Here is a 17588-nt window from a genome sequence, read left to right as displayed (position 1 = left end):
GATGAAGGGGTTTCAAGCACCAACAGAGTACCAAGACCTGGCCCGGCGCAGCCTGGCTGCTGTTTGGCATCCCTGCACACAGATGCAGCGCGCAGTCGCCGTGCCGCCTTTAGCCATCCTGCGGGGCGAAGGCCCTTGGCTGTTCGACGATACCGGCCGGCGCTATTTCGACACCAGTTCTTCCTGGTGGGTGAACCTGTTCGGCCATGCCGATGCACGCATCAACGCCGCACTGAAGGAGCAGCTTGACCGCCTGCCGCATGTGATGCTGGCCGGCTGCACCCATGCACCGGCGGTCGAGCTGGCCGAGCGCCTGTCGGCCCTGACCGATGGCGTGCTCGGCCACTGCTTTTTCGCCAGTGACGGTGCCTCGGCGGTGGAGATTGCGCTGAAGATGAGCTTTCATCACTGGCGCAACCGGGGACGCCCGACCAAGCGCGAGTTTGTCTGCCTGCGCCAGGGCTACCATGGCGAGACGCTGGGCGCGCTGGCCGTGACCGACGTGGCGGTGTTTCGCGATGCCTACGACCCGCTCCTGATGCGCTCGCACCAGGTGATGTCGCCCGATGCGCGCCAGGCGCTGCCGGGTGAGTCCGCCGCTGACGTGGCCAGTCGCGCAGCTGCGGAGCTTGAGGCTCTGCTGGCCTCGCGTCACGAGCAGATTGCCGCTCTCATTCTGGAGCCCCTGGTGCAGGGCACCACCGGCATGGCCATGCACGATCCGGCCTACCTGCGCGCCGCGCGCGCGCTGTGCGATCAGTACGAGGTGCTGTTGATTGCCGACGAGATTGCCGTGGGTTGCGGGCGCACCGGTACCTTTTTCGCCTTCGAACAAGCCGCACTGCCCGGCCAACCTCGCATCTGGCCCGACCTGGTCTGCCTGTCCAAGGGTATCAGCGGCGGCTACTTGCCGCTGTCGCTGGTGTTGGCGCGCGACCGCGTCTATGAAGCCTTCCTGGACGATGATGTGGCGCGCGGTTTTTTGCATTCGCACTCCTATACCGGCAATGCGCTGGCCTGCCGCGCGGCGCTGGCAGTGCTCGACCGCTTCGAGCAGGACGGTGTGCTCTCGCGCAACCGGCATCGGGCCGCAACGTTGACGGCCGCGCTGGCACCGCTGCAAACCGATGCGCGCATCGAACACTTCCGCCAGATCGGCATGATCTGGGCTTTTGATGTGCGCGAGGCGCTCACCGGAACGCGCTTTGCCGAGCGCTTTCATTTGGCGGGCCGCGAGCGCGAACTGCTGATTCGCCCGATAGGGCGCACGGTGTACCTCATGCCACCCTACCTGCTGGACGATAGCCTGTCGAACTGGCTGGCCGGGCGCCTGCTGGCCACGCTGGACGATGTCTTGAGCCAAACTCTGAATGCTTGCGATGCTGATAGACCACCTGAACCGCCAACGGCTTGAGCGCGAAGCCCAGGGCCTGCAGCGCCTGCGCCGCATCGCCGAGTCGCCGTGCGCGCCAAGGCAATGGGTCAGCCAGGGCGGCCAGCCGGCGCGCGAGCTGCTGGTCTTTGGCAGCAACGACTATCTTGGCTTAGCCAATCACCCGGCCCTGGTCCAGGCGCTGGCCGAGGGCGCGCAGCGGTTCGGCGTGGGCAGCGGCGCCTCGCACCTGATCAGCGGCCACTCGCGCGCCCATGCCGGACTCGAAGACGACCTGGCTGCCTGGCTGGAACCCTGCATTCCGAATGCCGCGGCGCTGTATTTCTGCACCGGTTTCCTGGCCAATGTGGCGCTGCTTACCGCCCTGGGCGATGCCAGCGCCACCATCTTTGCCGACAAGCTCAACCATGCCTCGCTGATCGACGGCGCCCTGCTGGCCAGGGCGACCATGCAGCGCTACGCCCACAAGAATCTCACCGTGCTGGAGCGCCAGCTGGAACGCTGCACGACACCGATCAAGCTGATCGTGACCGATGCGGTCTTCAGCATGGACGGCGATCTGGCTGATCTGCCGGCGCTCATGGCGCTGGCCGAGCGCTTTGACGCCTGGCTCATCGTGGACGATGCCCATGGCTTTGGTGTGCTCGGCGCCCAGGGCCGGGGCAGCCTGTCACATTTGGGCCTGCGCAGCGAACGCCTGATCTACATGGGTACGCTGGGCAAGGCAGCCGGTGTAGGCGGCGCCTTTGTCGCCGCGCATCCGACCATCATCGACTGGCTGGTACAGTCCGCCCGTCCTTATATCTACACCACCGCCGCGCCACCCGCCGTGGCCCATGCGTTGCGCGAGAGCCTACGCATCATCAGCGGCGCCGAGGGTGATCAGCGGCGTGCGCAATTGCTGCAACGGATTACTCAGCTACGTACACAGCTCGCCGCCCTCATCGTCGCACACCCATCGCTGGGCTGGCGACTGGCCGACTCCAGTACCGCGATCCAGCCGTTGATAGTCGGCGACAATCCCGCCGCGCTGGCACTGATGGCGGCCTTGGATGCGAAAGGTCTGTGGGTGCCGGCCATACGCCCGCCCACGGTGCCGGTGGGCACGGCGCGGCTGCGCATTACACTCAGCGCCAGCCACAGCGCCCGGGACGTGCAGCGTCTGGTCGATGGCCTGGCCTGCGCCGCCCGGGAGTTGTCATGACCGCACCCGGCATGAGCCCTCAAGCGCTGCACGGCTGCTTTGTCACCGGCACCGACACCGGCGTAGGCAAGACCCATGTCAGCGCCGCGCTGCTGCACTGGTGCGCGCAGCAAGGTTGGCGCAGCGCGGGCTTGAAGCCCGTGGCGGCCGGCACCACGCTCATCGACGGGCAGCGCGTCAATGAGGATGTGCAGGCCTTGCGCCAGGCCAGCTCGGTGCGACTCACCGAGACGCAAGTCGGGCCGCTGCAGTTCGAGGCCGCTTGCGCGCCGCAGATTGCTGCCACCCTGGAGCGCCGGTTGATCGACCCGGCGACGATTCTGTCCGCCGCCCGCCATCTGGCTAGATGCGCCGATGTCGTCGTAGTTGAAGGCGTGGGCGGCTTTTGCGTGCCGCTCGGCCCCGAATGGGACACGGCAGACCTGGCGGTAGTCATAGGCCTTCCAGTGATTCTGGTGGTCGGCCTGCGCCTGGGCTGCATCAGCCATGCGCTGCTGACGGCCGAGGCGATTCGGACGCGTGGCTTGCCGCTGGCCGGCTGGATTGCCAATACCGTTGATCCCGACATGGCGCACAGCGAAGGCAACCTGGCCAGCCTGCACCATGAAATAACGCGCCGCCACCAGACGCCCTGCCTGGGCGTGGTGCCCTGGCTGGACACACCAACACCCGCCGCCGTGGCGGCCCACCTGGACGCTGTGGCCCTCAAAAGGGTGTTCACTGCATCCCTTTTGTAGCGACCCCTTTAACGACCTTTCGTACCCACCTTCTTCACCTGAGAAAACTGCATGACTACCATTACCACCATTCCTGTTTCGTCCCTGCGCCGCGCGCCCGCACCTTCCAACGCACCGAAGGCCCCGCTCCGCTGGGAAGTCGCTGACGTGGCGGCCCTGTACGAGCTGCCGTTCATGGACTTGCTGTTTCGCGCCCAGCAGGTGCATCGCGAAAATTTTGATGCCAACGAGGTGCAGCTCTCGACGCTGCTGTCCATCAAGACCGGCGGCTGCGCCGAAGACTGCGGCTACTGCCCGCAAGCGGCCAGCGCCGACAGCGGCGTGGATGCCACCAAACTGATGCCGCTGACCGAAGTGATGGAGGCCGCCCAGGCCGCCAAAGACCAGGGCGCCACCCGTTTTTGCATGGGCGCCGCCTGGCGCAGCCCGAAAGAGCGTGACATGGAGAACGTGACCGAGATGGTGCGTGGCGTGCGCTCGCTAGGCCTGGAAACCTGCATGACGCTTGGCATGCTGCAGGCCGAGCAGGCTCAGGCTTTGAAGGAAGCGGGTCTGGATTATTACAACCATAACCTGGACAGCTCGCCCGAGTTCTATGGCGAGATCATCACTACCCGCACCTATCAGGACCGGCTGGACACCCTGGGCTATGTGCGCGAAGCCGGCATCAACGTCTGCTGCGGCGGCATTGTCGGCATGGGTGAAAGCCGGCTCCAGCGCGCAGGACTCATCGCTGAGCTGGCCAACCTCAGCCCTTATCCCGAATCAGTTCCCATCAACAACCTGGTACCCGTGCCCGGCACGCCGCTGGCCGATGCCCCGCCGCTGGACCCGTTCGAGTTCGTGCGCACCATCGCCGTGGCGCGCATCACCATGCCGCTGACCATGGTCCGACTGTCCGCAGGGCGCGAACAGATGGATGAAGCCTTGCAGGTGCTGTGTTTTGCTGCAGGCGCGAACTCGATTTTCTATGGCGACAAGCTGCTGACCACCAGCAACCCGCAAGCTGACCGTGATCGCCAGCTGTTTGAGCGCCTGGGCTTGAAAGTCCAGGGCGCGCGCCCTGCAGCGCCTACAGCGCAGTGACCATGAGCGCAGCAAATAGGGGCGATAGGGGCGCGGAGCCGAGACCGCTCGCGCTGGCTCGGCCCCTCGTGGATGCCGTGTTCCTGGCCAATCCCTACCCGACCTACCGGGCCTTGCGGGAGGCCGGACCAATTCACTGGAGCGAGGAGTTTTTCGGCGGCGCCTGGCTGCTCACGCGCCATGCCGATGTCGAACTGGTGCTGCGTGATCCGCGCTTTTCCGCGCAGCGCACCGGCACCTGGGTCAAGGGCCGCGAGGGCGCCCCGGGCGAGCTGAGCGGCTTTCAGCAGCTGTTTGCCCGCGCGCTGCTGTTTCTCGACGCGCCCGACCATCCGCGCATCAGGAAGGTGCTCAATGCCGGCTTTCGGCCCGACATCCTCCAAGGGCTGGCGCCGCACATTGAGCAGGTGGTCACCGAGCTGCTCGACCGGGTAGATCAGGTAGAGCACCTGGACACGTTTGACTTCATCGAGGCGGTGGCCCGTCCGCTGCCGGTGCGGGTGATCACGCTGCTGCTGGGCATCGAGCGGCCGCAGGAAGACTTCATGGCCTGGTCAGAAGACCTGGCCAGCTTCATTGGCGAGCCTAGGCCTTCGCGCGATCAGGCCAGGCGTGCCCAGGCCAGCCTGGTGGCCATGAGCCGTTACTTTGAATCCCTGCTGGCGCTCAAGCGCCAGACGCCGGGCGACGACCTGGTCAGCCGGCTGGTCGCCGCCGAGGCCAGGGGCGAGATCCACGATGGCGCCGAGCTGCTCGCGCAATGCGCAATGCTGCTGTTTGCCGGCCACGAGACCACACGCCACCTGCTGGGCAGCGGCGTGCAGGCGCTGCTCGCGCATCCGGCGCAGTGGCAGCGCCTTCAGCGCGAACCCGAGCTGCTGCCCGGCGCGGTGCGCGAGCTGCTGCGCTTTGACAGCCCGGTGCAGTACACCGGGCGGCGCGTGGCCACCGATCTGGTGCTGCATGGCCAGCAGCTGCGGCGCGGCGAGCTGGTGCTGCCCCTGATTGGCGCGGCCAGCCGCGATCCGGCCCGCTACCGGGATCCCGACACGCTGGACATCACGCGCGGCCAGGGCGCTTCGCTGGCCTTCGGCTCGGGGCCGCACGTGTGCATGGGCGCGGCGCTCACGCTGATGGAGGCCCAAATGGTCTTTTGGCAGTTGCTCAAAAGATGGCCCGGGCTCAGCCTGGCCGATGCCGCGCCGCGCTGGGGCGACAAGCCAGCTTATCGCGGGCTGGTGGCGCTGCCGCTGCGCTCTCGGGCAAGTGCTTGAAAGTGGCCCATATGGCAGGTTTACAGCATGGGGGTGCGGCGTAATACTTGGACTGGTTTATGCGGTGATTCCAAGGCTCGCCCGGTATTCAAGAGGACTGAGTGAGCCAAGGGATATTTTGATGCGCTTTTCGTTGTACCAGCGGATGCATGAGTCAACTATCTGGATGAATTGGTCCACAGTGATGTCCTGCCAGCGTCGAGGATAGAACAGTTCCGTTTTCAATCGTCCGAAGAAGCCCTCGCATGCGGCGTTGTCGGGTGAGCATCCTTTGCGCGACATCGAACGAATCAGCTTTGCGTTGTGCATCCTTGAGAGCCACCCAGGCCAGCGATAGTGGGCTCCACGATCAGAGTGAACGACAGGCCGGTCTCCTGCGGTGGCTACCGTCTCGATGGCAGCATCCAACATCGTGTTCACCAGGTCAGAGTCTGGACGGGTAAACACCTCCACTTTGGCACATTGCGATGCCGTTTAGGTGGGAGCGTCCATCCCATTGCTTACGGCCAGCACGTAACGCTGCTCAATGAGCGATCAGAACATGGCACCAATGACTGCCAAGGCATACGCCACGGATCGTAGTGCCAAACCTCCCACAAATGGTTAGCCCTCTGAATCACTGACGTTCAAGGGGCCTTTTCTGGTTTTGTCGCATTAGCCAGTCGAGGAAAAAATTTGGGCGAATTCTTCAAGCGCGCGCTGGCCCCGGGCGCACTTATGCTGCCAGTGCATAAAACTGCTTGGCGAACGAAAGTCCCATTCCTTTTTCGGTGCTCATTTGGCCTTTTCGGATCATGTGCAACAGCTCAATACCCGCCAGGACTGCGCTGGCAGATCTGAATGACTTGAAGCCGTTTTGGCGCATCGCTTTGTCGAAAAACCGGGTCGCCGCAGCGGTATCACGCCTGGCACGCAACAGGAAATCGATGGTGGCGCCTTCCTTGTCCACCGCACGATACAGGTACTTCCACTGACCATTAACCTTGATGTAGGTCTCGTCCATACGCCAACTGGCGCCGACTGCCCGCTTGTGCTTTCTGAATACCTTCTCCAGCAACGGCAAAAACTTGATCGCCCAGCGGCTGACACTGGAGTGATCCACGTACACACCACGTTCCTGCATCATTTCTTCCAGGTTGCGGTAGCTCAGTGGGTACGCTGCGTACCAACGGACGCACAGCAGAATGATTTCCTTCGGAAATCGCTTCCCCTTCATCTTCAACATCGCCCGTCCCAACCATTGAATTTCAGGCTGTCAGCATAACGCCATCCTTGGCTGGGACTGCTAATGCGACAAAACCGGTCGGCTCGCCGTCATAGGCACCATCGGCAGTGACCTGGCCAATTTTGTGTTCGATCTGATCAAGCAGTGGACCCACTTGGGACGGATCATCAACATCCTGTTCTGTCAGTATCGAGGCTACGATCAACCCAGTATTGGCATCCACCGCCAGGTGCAGCTTTCTCCAGCTACGGCGTGACTTCTGGCCATGATTTTCTTGCAACCATTCGCCCGCACCAAAGACCTTCAGCCCTGTGCTATCGATCAAGATGTGTGCAGGCCCTGCGGGCAGTGCGCACCGCTTGGAGATCGACTTCAAGCGCATGGCGCGTCGACTCACCGTGCCGTGATCGGGCGCCTTCAGGTCCAGCTCCAGCAGATCAAAGATCGATGCCATCAGGCCTTCGGTTTGTCGCAGCGGTTGGCGAAACGCCAAGCGCAACTTCAGGCTGGTTTTGATCGCCAAATCCGAGTAGAAACCTTGCCCACCAGGTGTGCTGTGTGGCTGGGCTGCCCAATGATCCATCGCTTCAGCCGTGACCCACAAGGTCAGGCTACCGCGGGCGCGAAGTGCCGCGTCGTACTCAGCCCAGTTGCGCACCGAAAACTTCATCTTCGGAATATGGTGGCGGCACTTGGCGTTGTGTTTGTTGGGCATGCGGTTGGTCAGATGTCTTGATCAGGGCTGACGAGCCTATCAGGCCGCCGCCGAGCATCCGTGCAACAACGCCCACGCCAGTGTTACCCGAAAACCGGGGGTTTTGAACCACGCCAACAACGCCCATGTTTTGTCTCTCTTTTGATTAATGGCAACATGGAACGGGAAAGGCACGGGGGTCTGGCGGACGCCGGGAGTCCGCTCAAGGTCTCAGGTAAATGGCAGCCAGCACAAACGCGGCCATCCACAGGGTTTCAACCAGCAGCAGGGTGAACGGTTTCCATCCGGCGCGGGCCAATTGCCGGAAAGACGTCTTGATACCCAGGGCAGCAATGGCGACGACCAGGCAAATGCGGGACACATTGCTCAGGCCCTCCTGAACGGCCACAGGTACTCCACCCATCGAGTTGAGAGCCACCAGGGCCACAAAAACCCACAGAAACCAGGGCACCAGCGCCTGCCTGGCTGCGACCGTGCCGTCTTCAGACTGCTCACGCCCCTTCTTGAACATACTGGATACCACGACCACGACCACGGCCAGCATGGACACCCGGAACAGCTTGACGATGGTGGCGTAGTCACCCGTTTCATGGTTCAGCATATAACCCGCGCCGACAACCTGGGCCACGTCATGAATGGTGCCGCCAAGGAATAGGCCGGCCAACTCCGGCGGCAGATGCAATACTTTGGCGATCAGGGGATAGGCCACCATGGCCAGCGTGGACAGCACAGTCACCGTCACCACCACCATCAGGGTGAAGCGCTCGCTTTCCTTGTTGCGTGGCAGCACCGACGAAATTGCCAGCGCCGCGGAAGCGCCGCAAATAGCAACGGCGCCGCCCGACAGCACGCCCTGCGCCCGCGTCAGGCCCAGGCGCCGTCCCAGCAGGCTGCCGCACAGCATTGTGGTCACCACGGCGGCAACCACAATGGCGGCGGTCGACCAGCCCAGCCCGGCAATCTGGGACGCGGTGATGCGCGCACCCAGCAGGCCGACGCCCAGGCGCAGCACGGTGCGCGAACAAAACTCGATACCTGGTCTGGTCTTGGCGTCATGGCTGAGGTAGTGAAAAGCCACGCCAAAGAACAGCGCATACAAGAACTGGGGCCCGCCGTGCAGCGTGGACACCAGGGTGGCGGCCATCGCAATCACACAAGACAAGGCGGCACCCGGGAAAAGTTGCAGCAGGTGCAGCGGCAACCAAGCGGGGCGGGCCGTGTCGGCGGCTGACGTTGGCGACAGGAAATTGAACACAGCAAAACCTCTTTCGAACAGCGCACGTGGGCTACGCGTGGGAGGGTTATGGCCCTCAATGAATTAAATAATAATTAAAAGTCATTAAAGAAAAAAGCGGATAATAACGTTAATAATGATCGATAAATCAAATCAGCAATCCTTCCAGCGCCTGCGCCTCAACCTGCGTCAGCTCGAAGTCTTTCTGGCCACGGCGCGCGGCGGCAGCACACGTGCGGCGGCCGACCGGATTGCACGCTCGCAATCTGCAGCTAGCACCTCGCTGTCTGACCTCGAGGCCGCTCTTGGCATCGAACTGTTCGACCGCATCGGCCGGCGCCTGCTGCTCAACGAAAACGGGCGCGCGCTGTTGCCCAAGGCCCAAGCGCTGGTCGAACAAGCGGCCGAAGTGCAAGCTCTCTTCATGGACGAACACGCAGCACCCTTGCGGGTGGCCGCCAGTTTTACAATAGGCGAATACTTGTTGCCGAGCTTGATCTCGCATTGGACGCAGCTGCACCCCAAAAGCCATGTCCATCTGCGCATTTGCAATACGAGTGAAGTGATTACCGCGGTAGCTGGCTTCGACGTCGACATCGGCTTCATCGAGGGGGCGCAGACGCATTCTGACCTTGTCGTTCAGCCGTGGCTTGATGACGAAATGGTGATCCTCGCCGCGCCGGGCCATGAGTTGGCGAATCGCTGCGCAACGGCTCGACAGCTTGCTGATGCCACCTGGGTGCTGCGGGAGCACGGTTCGGGCACGCGTCAGATCACGGATGAGTGGTTGTTGAAAAACCTGGACCAGGTGCACGTCGGCTTCGAGCTCGGCAGCACCGAAGCGGTCAAGCGCGTGGTGGCGGCGAGCGATGCCCTTGGCTGCCTTTCTCGCTACGCAGTGACGCAAAGCGTGGAAGACGGGCACCTGGTCGAACTGCGAACACGCCTGCCCAAGGCAACCCGCAAGCTCGCCATCGTGTTGCACCGCGAAAAGCGGCTGGGCCGCGCGACCACGGAGTTCCTGGCGCACTGCAGCGCCGCCGAGCAGCACAGCGCTAGTGTAGTGTTTCACTCTGTTTGAACTGTTTTGAGTTTTGCCTTCGCCCGCATGACTTTCTCCAGAATGTCTCGAGCGCTTGCAGTCCAGATGAATGGCTTTGGCTCCTCGTTGTGAGCGAGCACGAAAAGCTCAATTGCTGCAACCAACTCGTCAACACTTTTGAAGACCCCACGCTTGAGTCGATCCTCGCTGAGATTTCTAAAAAAGCGCTCCACCATATTCATCCACGACGCACTGGTTGCGGTGAAGTGCATGTGAAAGCGAGGGCGCTTGGCCAACCACTTTAATACCTTGGGATGTTTGTGGGTGGCATAGTTGTCCAGCACCACATGGATTTGCAAATCAGGTGTGACAGTGGCATCAATTTGCTTGAGAAACTTCAGCCACTCGATGTGCCGATGGCGTGATTGGCATTGCGAGATGACCTGGCCATCGAGAATGTTGAGCGCCGCAAACAGCGTGGTCGTTCCATGACGCTTGTAGTCGTGGGTCATGGTTTGGGCGCGCCCGCGCTTGAGCGGCAGTCCCGGCTGTGTGCGGTCCAGTGCCTGTATCTGGCTCTTCTCGTCGCAGCACAACACCACGGCACGCTCAGGCGGGCTCATGTACAGCCCAACGATGTCGGTGAGCTTCTCCTCAAAGCGGATGTCATTGGAGACTTTGAAGGTCTTGCTCAAATGCGGTTTGAGGCCGTGGCTGCGCCAGATGCGCGTGGCTCCGTGCCATGCGGAACTCTCCGGTGAGTCAAACGCCGCTCTACCAGCGTGCGAAAGCAAGGGCGCAAGCCTCTGGTCTCGAACTCGCGGTAGCTTCAGGCTAGTGTCGAAATCTGCATTTACACAGGAAACGGGGGTCCATCAAGGACCTCCGTTTTTTTTCGTCCAATTTTTCTCTACCCCCTTCTTCCCCCCCTCTTCCACCGCGTTATCACTTCTCCACCCATGCCAATACCTTCCATTGCCTCTACGGCAGCCGCGCGCCGTGCGCCGGCGGATCTGCCGGGCACCTTGGACCTGAATTCGGGTCGATATCGCCTGTGTTCCGGCCCATGCAAGTCCACAAGGCCTGAAACGGGCGGGGTCGAGACATCAGCAGGCCGGTGGCGCTGCGCGGCGTGCTGGACAACGTTCGCTGCGCACCTCCGAATCAAATGGCGCTGAGGCCGTGCAATGGCCTGGAAAGTACATGAAATTGTCGAGGCGAACTTCCGGGGCAAGCCGCATCGCTTTCTGGAGTTTGAAAGCGACATCACAGACGAGCTCGACGGCCTGGTGGCCCGTTCCGTTGAAAAGGGCTGGGCCGAGTATGTGACCGGCGCCCGCGTTGGTGCCAATTTGTTGATTCACATACACATACACATGCGCATTTTCCTGCACTTGCGGTGCAGTCTGCCCCGCGCGGCTTCACAGCGCTGAAATACCCCCCGTCATGCTGATGGCCTGGCCGGTGATCTTTGCGGCTGCAGAAGAGGCGAGGAAGACCGCCAGCCCGGCGAGCTCCTCCTTGCTGACGACGCCGAGCGCGGCCATCTTCTCTGCCTTGGCGAAGAGCCGGCCGGCGAACGGGTCCGCCATCACCTTGTCATAGTGCTCGGTGCCGCTGGTTAGCGACGGTGTCAGAACGTTGGCGCGGATTCCGTCGCGCTTGCCTTCAACGGCGAGCGCACGCGTGAACATAATGATGCCCGCCATCGACGCGCCGATGACGCTTTCGCCCGGCGTGGGGATTTTCCCGGCGTCGGACGCAATGTTGATGACCGCACCGCCGCCGGCCTCGCGCATATACGGCAACGCGGCCGCGCAGCTAAGAATCTGCGCGAAGAGGCAGCGCTCGAAGATGCCGGGGATCTGGGCAGGCGGCGTGCGAAAGAGAAGTCGCGGCAGATCGTTGCCGCCAGTGGAATTCACCAAGACGTCGATGCGGCCTAGCTGCTGGATTGCCTGGGCCATGACCGCCTCGGCGACTTCGGCCTTGGAGACATCGCCCAGTGCAACAGCGACGCGGGCCCGGGGAAATTGCGCTTGGATGTCCACCCGCGCACGTTCAGCGCGGCCGGCATCGCGACCGTTGATGAGCACCCCACGCGCGCCGGCGGCAAGAAGCGCCTCGGCGCAGGCGCGCCCAATGCCGGCCGTGCCCCCGGTAATGACCGCCATCGATCCGTTCGGCATGTCGGGTGTCCTCGGTTTCAGGAAAGGATGCGTCGTGCCAACCGCAGGTGCGGTGCGTCGACCATCCTGCCGTCGACAATCGCAAGGCCGCCGCCCGCGAGGGCGGTGACGACCCGTTCGGCCCACGCGCGCTCCTCGTCGGTCGGCGCAAAAGCGCGGTTGATCCGCGCGATCTGGTCGGGGTGGATCGCGGCCTTGGCGGTGAAGCCGTCCGCACGCGCTTCGCAGGATTCTGTGGCGAGTGCGTCGAGGTCGCGGAAGTCGACGCGCACCGCGTCGATGGCGCTGCATTGGGCGGCGGCAGCCGCTAGCAGCGTCATGTTGCGTGCTAGGCGAAACGGCGCGCGATAGGTGCCGCTGGAGTCGCGGTTGCGGGCGACCCCGAGGTCGCCGGCCAGGTCTTCGGCGCCCCACATCAGCGCCGCGAGGCGCGGCACCGGGCGCCGGAACTCGCCGAGCGCCAGCACCGAACCAGCCGTCTCGGTGACGATCGCGACAACGCCGAGGTCGCCGGCGCGCGGGCCGGCCGCGGACTCAGCCGCGTCCAACGCGACGCCCAGGCGTTCAAGGTCGCCCAGGCCGCAGGCCTTCGGCAACACGACGCCGGCGATCGCCGCAACCGGAAGAGAGGCGAGATCGTCCGCGAAGTGCGGCGAATCGAGCGCATTGAGGCGGATCCAGCAGCGCGCCCTGAGCGGACGCGCCGCCGCGAGCGCGGCCACCGTGACCTCTCGCGCGGCGCCCTTCGCGGCCGGAGCGACCGCGTCCTCCCAGTCAAATATCAGCGCATCGGCGTCACTGCCCAGAGCGCGCTCGATCTTGCGCGCACTATCCCCCGGAACGAACAGCCAGGAGCGCGCCCTACTCATTTCTCTCACTTCGAAAGCCGATGCATAAAGGCCGAACGCGTGCAGCGCGCGACTTCGACATCGTCCTGATTCCAGGCGTGGTGCATGAACTCGACAATGCCGGCCTCCGGGCGAGAGCCGCTCGCGCGCAGAGAGAGTACCTCGGTCGTCACGTGAATAGTGTCCCCATGGAAGACCGGCACCGGGAACAGGACGTCTTTCATGCCAAGGTTGGCGATCGTCGTCCGCAACGTCGTCTCGGCGACCGAGATGCCGATCATCAGCCCGAGCGTGAACAGGCTGTTGACGAGCGGCCGTCCAAACTCGGTCTTCGCCGCGAAGTGGGCGTCGATGTGGAGTGGCTGTGGGTTCAACGTCATCGTCGAGAACTGGATGTTGTCCCACTCGGTGACAGTGCGTGTCAACGCATGCTCGAAACGCATGCCGACGGTGAATTCCTCAAAATACAGTCCGCGCATCATGGCTTCTCCTTCGTCAGTCAAGTTCAGGCAGGCGGGCCGGACGGCTCGACCACCGGCAGCGGCTCGAGCTGCACCAGCGTCTGCCCGCGCGGCACGATCTCGCCGACCTCGCAGCGCACGGCAGCCACGGTGCCGGCGCGCGGCGCGGCGAGCTCAAAGATCAGCTTCATTGCCTCCATCACGACCAACACCTGGCCGGGCTCGACCGCATCGCCTGCCATGACGTGGATCGTCGTGATCGCGCCAGGCATCTCAGAAATCACCTCGCTGGCCTGTGTGCCTTCCCGCGCGGCAACGCGCGCGAGCGCGCGCACCTCGCTGATCACTTGAAAACGCCAGCGCATGCCCAGGTGGTTGACCACGGTGATGTCGTGGTCGGGGCCGATGGTGAAGCGGCGCGGCGTGCCGTGCGCCGGCGTCAGCACCAGCTGGTCGGCGGCCGGCCACTCGGCGCGAACCCGCAGCGGCGCCTCGTCGGTGAAGCGCACTTGCCAGGCGTCGCCATCGCGGGCGATCGCCAGCGCGACGGTCTCGCCCTCGAGGTCGACGCGCAGCCGCGCCTCGGCGCGCCGGCCGGCCGCCGCCATGAAGCGGTATCCGCTTTGGCGCTGCCAGTAGTCGGGTGCGCTGCCCGTGTCTGAGATCGCAGCGCTCGTGCGCAGCGCGAACAGCGCCGCGGCGATGCGGGCATCACGCAGCGCTGAAACGTCGCCCGTCCAACCGCCGGCAAATGCTTCGCCCAAAAAGCCTGTGGTCAACCGACCGGCCCGAAACATCGGGTGATCTACGATCGCGCGCAGCAACGACTGGTTGGTGCCGATACCGGCGGCTTCAAAGCCGGCCAGCGCGTCGCGCAGGCGATCAACCGCCTCCGCGCGCGTTGCGCCGAAGCCAATCAGCTTGGCAACCATCGAGTCGTATTGGGACGGAATCTCGGAGCCCCCGGCGACGCCGCTGTCGGTGCGCATGCCCGCCCCACTCGGCTCGACATAGCGGCCGACCGTACCGAGCTCGGGGCGGTGCCCGCGTGCCGGGTCTTCACAGTTGATGCGGGCCTCGATCGCCCACCCCGTGACGGCGATCGCCGTTTGTTCGAGCGGAAGCGGCTCGCCGAGCGCGATGCGGATCTGCCACTCGACGAGGTCCAGACCGGTCACGGTTTCGGTGACCGGGTGCTCGACCTGCAGCCGCGTGTTCATCTCGAGGAAGTACGGCGTTTCAGCGCCCTCGCCGAGAACGAACTCGACGGTACCGAGCGAGTCGTAGCCGATCTCGCGGCCGAGCTTGACGGCGGCGTCGAGCAGTTGAGTGCGCACCGCCACTGGCAGGCGCGGCGCCGGGGCTTCCTCGATCACCTTCTGGTAGTTGCGCTGAATCGAGCATTCGCGCTCGTACAGGTGCACCAAGTTGCCGTGCTGGTCGCCGGCCAGCTGCACTTCGAGGTGGCGCGGCCGCAGGATCAGCTTTTCGATGAGCACCCGCTCGTCGCCGAACGCGCGCAGCGCCTCTTGCTTCGCCAGGCCCAGCAGCGTGACGAATTCGGCGAGGTCGTCTACCCGGCGCATGCCCTTGCCGCCGCCGCCGGCGCTGGCCTTGATAAGCAACGGCACACCGATCTCGTGCGCCTGCGCAAGCAGATGCTGCGGCTCCTGGTTGTCGCCGTGATAGCCGGGCACGCAAGGCACGCCGACCCTTGCCGCGATGCGCTTGGACTCGATCTTCGAGCCCATCTTCTCGATGACCTCGGCACGTGGACCGATCCAGACGATGCCGTTGTCGTTGCAGCGCTCGACGAGCCTGGTGCTTTCGGAGAGAAAGCCGTAGCCGGGATGGATTGCGCTCGCACCCGAGGCCAATGCGGCCGCGATGATCGCGTCGGCGTCAAGGTAGCTGCGGGTCGCGTCGGGCGGGCCGATGCGGACCGCGCTGTCGGCCTCGCGCACATGGCGGGCGCCGGCATCGGCGTCGGAATAGACCGCGATGGAACGGATGCCCAGGCGCCTGCAAGTGCGAGCGATCCGGCAGGCGATTTCGCCACGGTTTGCAATGAGGACTGATTCGAACATGTGGCGCCTACATTCGGAAGACAGGGGAAGGACCGGTTTGCGGCGGCTCGGCGGCGGCGAGTGCCAGGCACAGCCCGATCACCTCGCGCGTTTCGGAAGGCTCGATCAGTCCGTCGTCCCAGAGCCGTGCGGTCGCGTAGTACGGATCGCTCTGCTCGGTGAACTGGGCCCGCGTCGTGCGATCGATCTCGGCGATCTCGGCGTCGTCGGCACTTGCCTTCATGCTGCTGCGACGCAGGTCGGTTAGAACCGTCGCGGCGACGTCGGCGCTCATCGTCGCGATGCGCGAGTTCGGCCACGCGAAGAGGAAGCGCGGGTCAAAGCCGCGCCCGCACATGCCGTAATTGCCGGCGCCGAACGAGCCGCCGATGATCACTGTCAGGCGGGGTACGCGCGCGGTCGCCATTGCATAGACCAGCTTGGCGCTGTGGCGCGCGATGCCTCCGCGTTCGGCGTCCGTACCGACCATGAAACCGGTGATGTTCTGCAGGAAAACAAGTGGAATCTGGCGTTGGTTGCACAGCTCGATGAAGTGCGCGCCCTTGACCGCCGACTCGGAGAACAGCACGCCGTTGTTGGCGAGGATGCCTACCGGATGACCGCACCAGGTGGACGTGCCGCAGACAAGCGATGCGCCGTACTCCGGCTTGAACTCCTGGAACTGCGAGTCGTCGACTAGCCGCGCGATGACCTCGCGGACGTCGTACGACTCTTTCAGCCCTGGCGGAACGATGCCGTTCAGCTCGGCGATGTCGTAGCGCGGCGGCTTGACTTCGCGCACCGCGCCGAACAGCGGCCGCGGCCGGTTCAGGTTGGAGACGATGTCGCGCACGCGAACGAGCGCCTGCGCCTCGTTCTCGGCCAGATAGTCGGAAACCCCCGAGACCCGGGTGTGCATTTCGGCGCCGCCGAGCGTCTCGCCGTCGACGATCTCGTTGATCGCGGCCTTCACGATCTGCGGTCCGCCCAGGTGGATACGGGCCTGCCCGCGCACCATCACGACCTCATCGGAGAGCGCCGGAATATAGGCGCCACCGGCGGTGCAGCCGCCAAATACCGCGGCGATCTGCGGAATGCCGGCCGCCGACATCTGGCACTGGCGGTAGAAGGTGTTGCCGAAATGATCCTTGTCGGGAAACACGCGGTCCTGCTCGGGCAGGTAAGCCCCGCCGCAGTCGACCAGGTAGATAACCGGCAGCTTGTGGTGCGCGGCGATGTCCTGCGCCCTCACATGCTTCTTGACCGTCTCGGCAAAGAACGAACCGCCCTTCACCGTCGCGTCGTTGGCGATCAGCATGCACGGCGTGCCGGCAATCGCGCCGATGCCGGTGACGATGCCGGCCGAGGGCACGGCGTTGTCGTAGAGGCCCCAGGCAGCAAGCGGCGACAGCTCGAGAAACGGCGACAGCGGATCGAGCAGCAGGTCGATGCGCTCGCGCGCCAGCATCTTGTTGCGCTCGTGGTGGCGCTGCACTAGGCGAGCGCCGCCGCCCGCAAGCGCGTGTGTGTGGCGCGCGCGCAGCTCGGCCAGCAGCGCCTCGTAGTGTGCGGCGTTGGCCTTGAATGCAGGCGCGTGCCGGTCGACGCGGGTGACGATGGTGCTCATGAATCCGCCAGCATGTAGTGAAAGTCGGTGATCCTGCCCTGCGGCTGGTCGATGAACTCGACCTTGACACGGGTGCCGGGCTTCAGGACGGCGGCTGCGGCCGGCACATCGGAAAGGTCCATGCCGCGCACGAAGTTGACCATTGCGGTGCTGACGCCGTCAAGCCGCACGAACGCGATCGCATAGGGCGGCGGCGGCAGGTTGTCGAATGCTGCGCTGACAACCGTCGCCGCCTCGATCGTGCCCTGCATCCCGGCGTCAACGTAGCCGTCGCAGCGCTCGAAGCTGCGCTCGCAGTATTCGCGCGGCGGCAGGTAGGTAAGGCCGGAGGCGCTGCAGCTCGTCGCCACGATGCGCTTTTCCTTCAGCGCGTCGAAGAACTTCGCGCCGACCTCGCCGATCGGGTAGTTGTAGCGGATGTGCCACTCGTCGTGGACGATGTGGGAGGCCGGGGTTGGGGTCGCGGCTTTGGTGTTCATGTGGTTTC

Annotated in this window: 16 protein-coding genes and 2 pseudogenes; 7 read left to right on the top strand and 11 right to left on the bottom strand. The window is 64.1% G+C overall.

Going from position 1 to position 17588, the window contains the following annotated elements; genetic code table 11:
* Position 1: 1 nt before the first annotated feature.
* The 5 genes from bioA (at position 2) to B7X65_RS00205 (ending at position 5694) form a co-directional block, all read left to right on the top strand.
* On the top strand, positions 2–1414 hold the full coding sequence (bioA, locus tag B7X65_RS00225) for an adenosylmethionine--8-amino-7-oxononanoate transaminase (protein WP_293591989.1): 1413 nt from the start codon (positions 2–4) through the stop codon (positions 1412–1414).
* Positions 1380–2597: an 8-amino-7-oxononanoate synthase gene (gene bioF / locus B7X65_RS00220; RefSeq protein ID WP_293591988.1), complete on the top strand. Its 1218-nt coding sequence runs from the start codon at positions 1380–1382 to the stop codon at positions 2595–2597. Before bioA ends, bioF begins: the two co-directional genes overlap by 35 nt.
* The gene (bioD, locus tag B7X65_RS00215; RefSeq protein ID WP_293591987.1) at positions 2594–3334 is read left to right on the top strand and encodes a dethiobiotin synthase; all 741 of its coding nucleotides are present in this window, start codon (positions 2594–2596) and stop codon (positions 3332–3334) included. The genes bioF and bioD overlap by 4 nt, the downstream gene beginning before the upstream one ends.
* A 51-nt stretch (positions 3335–3385) precedes the next feature.
* A complete protein-coding gene (gene bioB, locus B7X65_RS00210) occupies positions 3386–4420 on the top strand; it encodes a biotin synthase BioB (protein WP_293591986.1) in 1035 nt (344 codons plus the stop codon).
* 68 nt (positions 4421–4488) lie between these two features.
* On the top strand, positions 4489–5694 hold the full coding sequence (locus tag B7X65_RS00205) for a cytochrome P450 (protein ID WP_293601962.1): 1206 nt from the start codon (positions 4489–4491) through the stop codon (positions 5692–5694).
* Positions 5695–5751: 57 nt separating this feature from the next.
* Here B7X65_RS00205 and B7X65_RS00200 read toward each other — a convergent pair.
* The 4 genes and pseudogenes from B7X65_RS00200 to B7X65_RS00185 all read right to left on the bottom strand — a co-directional run.
* Positions 5752–6141, bottom strand: a pseudogene (locus B7X65_RS00200) (IS3 family transposase); the annotation flags it as partial.
* Between the two features lie 268 nt (positions 6142–6409).
* The gene (locus tag B7X65_RS00195; RefSeq protein WP_293591984.1) at positions 6410–6919 is read right to left on the bottom strand and encodes an IS6 family transposase; all 510 of its coding nucleotides are present in this window, start codon (positions 6917–6919) and stop codon (positions 6410–6412) included.
* A 22-nt stretch (positions 6920–6941) separates the two neighbouring features.
* Positions 6942–7634, bottom strand: a complete 693-nt coding sequence (locus B7X65_RS00190; protein ID WP_293591983.1) for an IS5 family transposase — start codon at positions 7632–7634, stop codon at positions 6942–6944.
* 202 nt (positions 7635–7836) lie between these two features.
* Complete coding sequence (locus tag B7X65_RS00185; RefSeq protein WP_293592432.1) at positions 7837–8835, bottom strand: putative sulfate exporter family transporter; 999 nt, start codon at positions 8833–8835, stop codon at positions 7837–7839.
* A gap of 169 nt (positions 8836–9004) precedes the next feature.
* Here B7X65_RS00185 and B7X65_RS00180 point away from each other — a divergent pair, with 169 nt between their 5' ends.
* A complete protein-coding gene (locus B7X65_RS00180) occupies positions 9005–9949 on the top strand; it encodes a LysR family transcriptional regulator (protein WP_293591982.1) in 945 nt (314 codons plus the stop codon).
* Here B7X65_RS00180 and B7X65_RS00175 read toward each other — a convergent pair.
* Positions 9937–10638 (bottom strand): annotated as a pseudogene (locus tag B7X65_RS00175) (IS630 family transposase); the annotation flags it as partial. The gene B7X65_RS00180 and the pseudogene B7X65_RS00175 sit on opposite strands and share 13 nt — an antisense overlap.
* A gap of 459 nt (positions 10639–11097) precedes the next feature.
* Here B7X65_RS00175 and B7X65_RS00170 point away from each other — a divergent pair.
* Positions 11098–11343, top strand: coding sequence for a hypothetical protein (locus B7X65_RS00170; RefSeq protein WP_293591981.1), 246 nt, complete (start codon positions 11098–11100; stop codon positions 11341–11343).
* Here the strand turns inward: B7X65_RS00170 and B7X65_RS00165 are convergent.
* The 6 genes from B7X65_RS00165 to B7X65_RS00140 are packed head-to-tail and all read right to left on the bottom strand — an operon-like array spanning position 11332 to position 17580.
* Entirely contained in the window at positions 11332–12099 is a 768-nt protein-coding gene (locus tag B7X65_RS00165; RefSeq protein ID WP_293591980.1) for an SDR family NAD(P)-dependent oxidoreductase, read from the bottom strand. The genes B7X65_RS00170 and B7X65_RS00165 overlap by 12 nt on opposite strands.
* A 17-nt stretch (positions 12100–12116) precedes the next feature.
* Positions 12117–12968, bottom strand: a complete 852-nt coding sequence (locus tag B7X65_RS00160; protein WP_293591979.1) for a CoA ester lyase — start codon at positions 12966–12968, stop codon at positions 12117–12119.
* A 5-nt stretch (positions 12969–12973) separates the two neighbouring features.
* Positions 12974–13450 (bottom strand): MaoC family dehydratase, encoded by a 477-nt coding sequence (locus B7X65_RS00155; RefSeq protein WP_324498317.1) that lies wholly within the window; start codon positions 13448–13450, stop codon positions 12974–12976.
* A 2-nt stretch (positions 13451–13452) separates the two neighbouring features.
* Positions 13453–15495 (bottom strand): biotin carboxylase N-terminal domain-containing protein, encoded by a 2043-nt coding sequence (locus B7X65_RS00150; RefSeq protein WP_293591978.1) that lies wholly within the window; start codon positions 15493–15495, stop codon positions 13453–13455.
* Between the two features lie 7 nt (positions 15496–15502).
* Positions 15503–17101: a carboxyl transferase domain-containing protein gene (locus B7X65_RS00145; protein ID WP_293591977.1), complete on the bottom strand. Its 1599-nt coding sequence runs from the start codon at positions 17099–17101 to the stop codon at positions 15503–15505.
* Entirely contained in the window at positions 17098–17580 is a 483-nt protein-coding gene (locus tag B7X65_RS00140) for an OB-fold domain-containing protein (protein WP_293591976.1), read from the bottom strand. Before B7X65_RS00140 ends, B7X65_RS00145 begins: the two co-directional genes overlap by 4 nt.
* Positions 17581–17588 lie beyond the last annotated feature (8 nt).

This window comes from Polaromonas sp. 39-63-25, assembly GCF_002278925.1.
Classification (GTDB): domain Bacteria; phylum Pseudomonadota; class Gammaproteobacteria; order Burkholderiales; family Burkholderiaceae_C; genus Polaromonas.
This window is presented reverse-complemented; position numbering and strand designations above follow the sequence as displayed.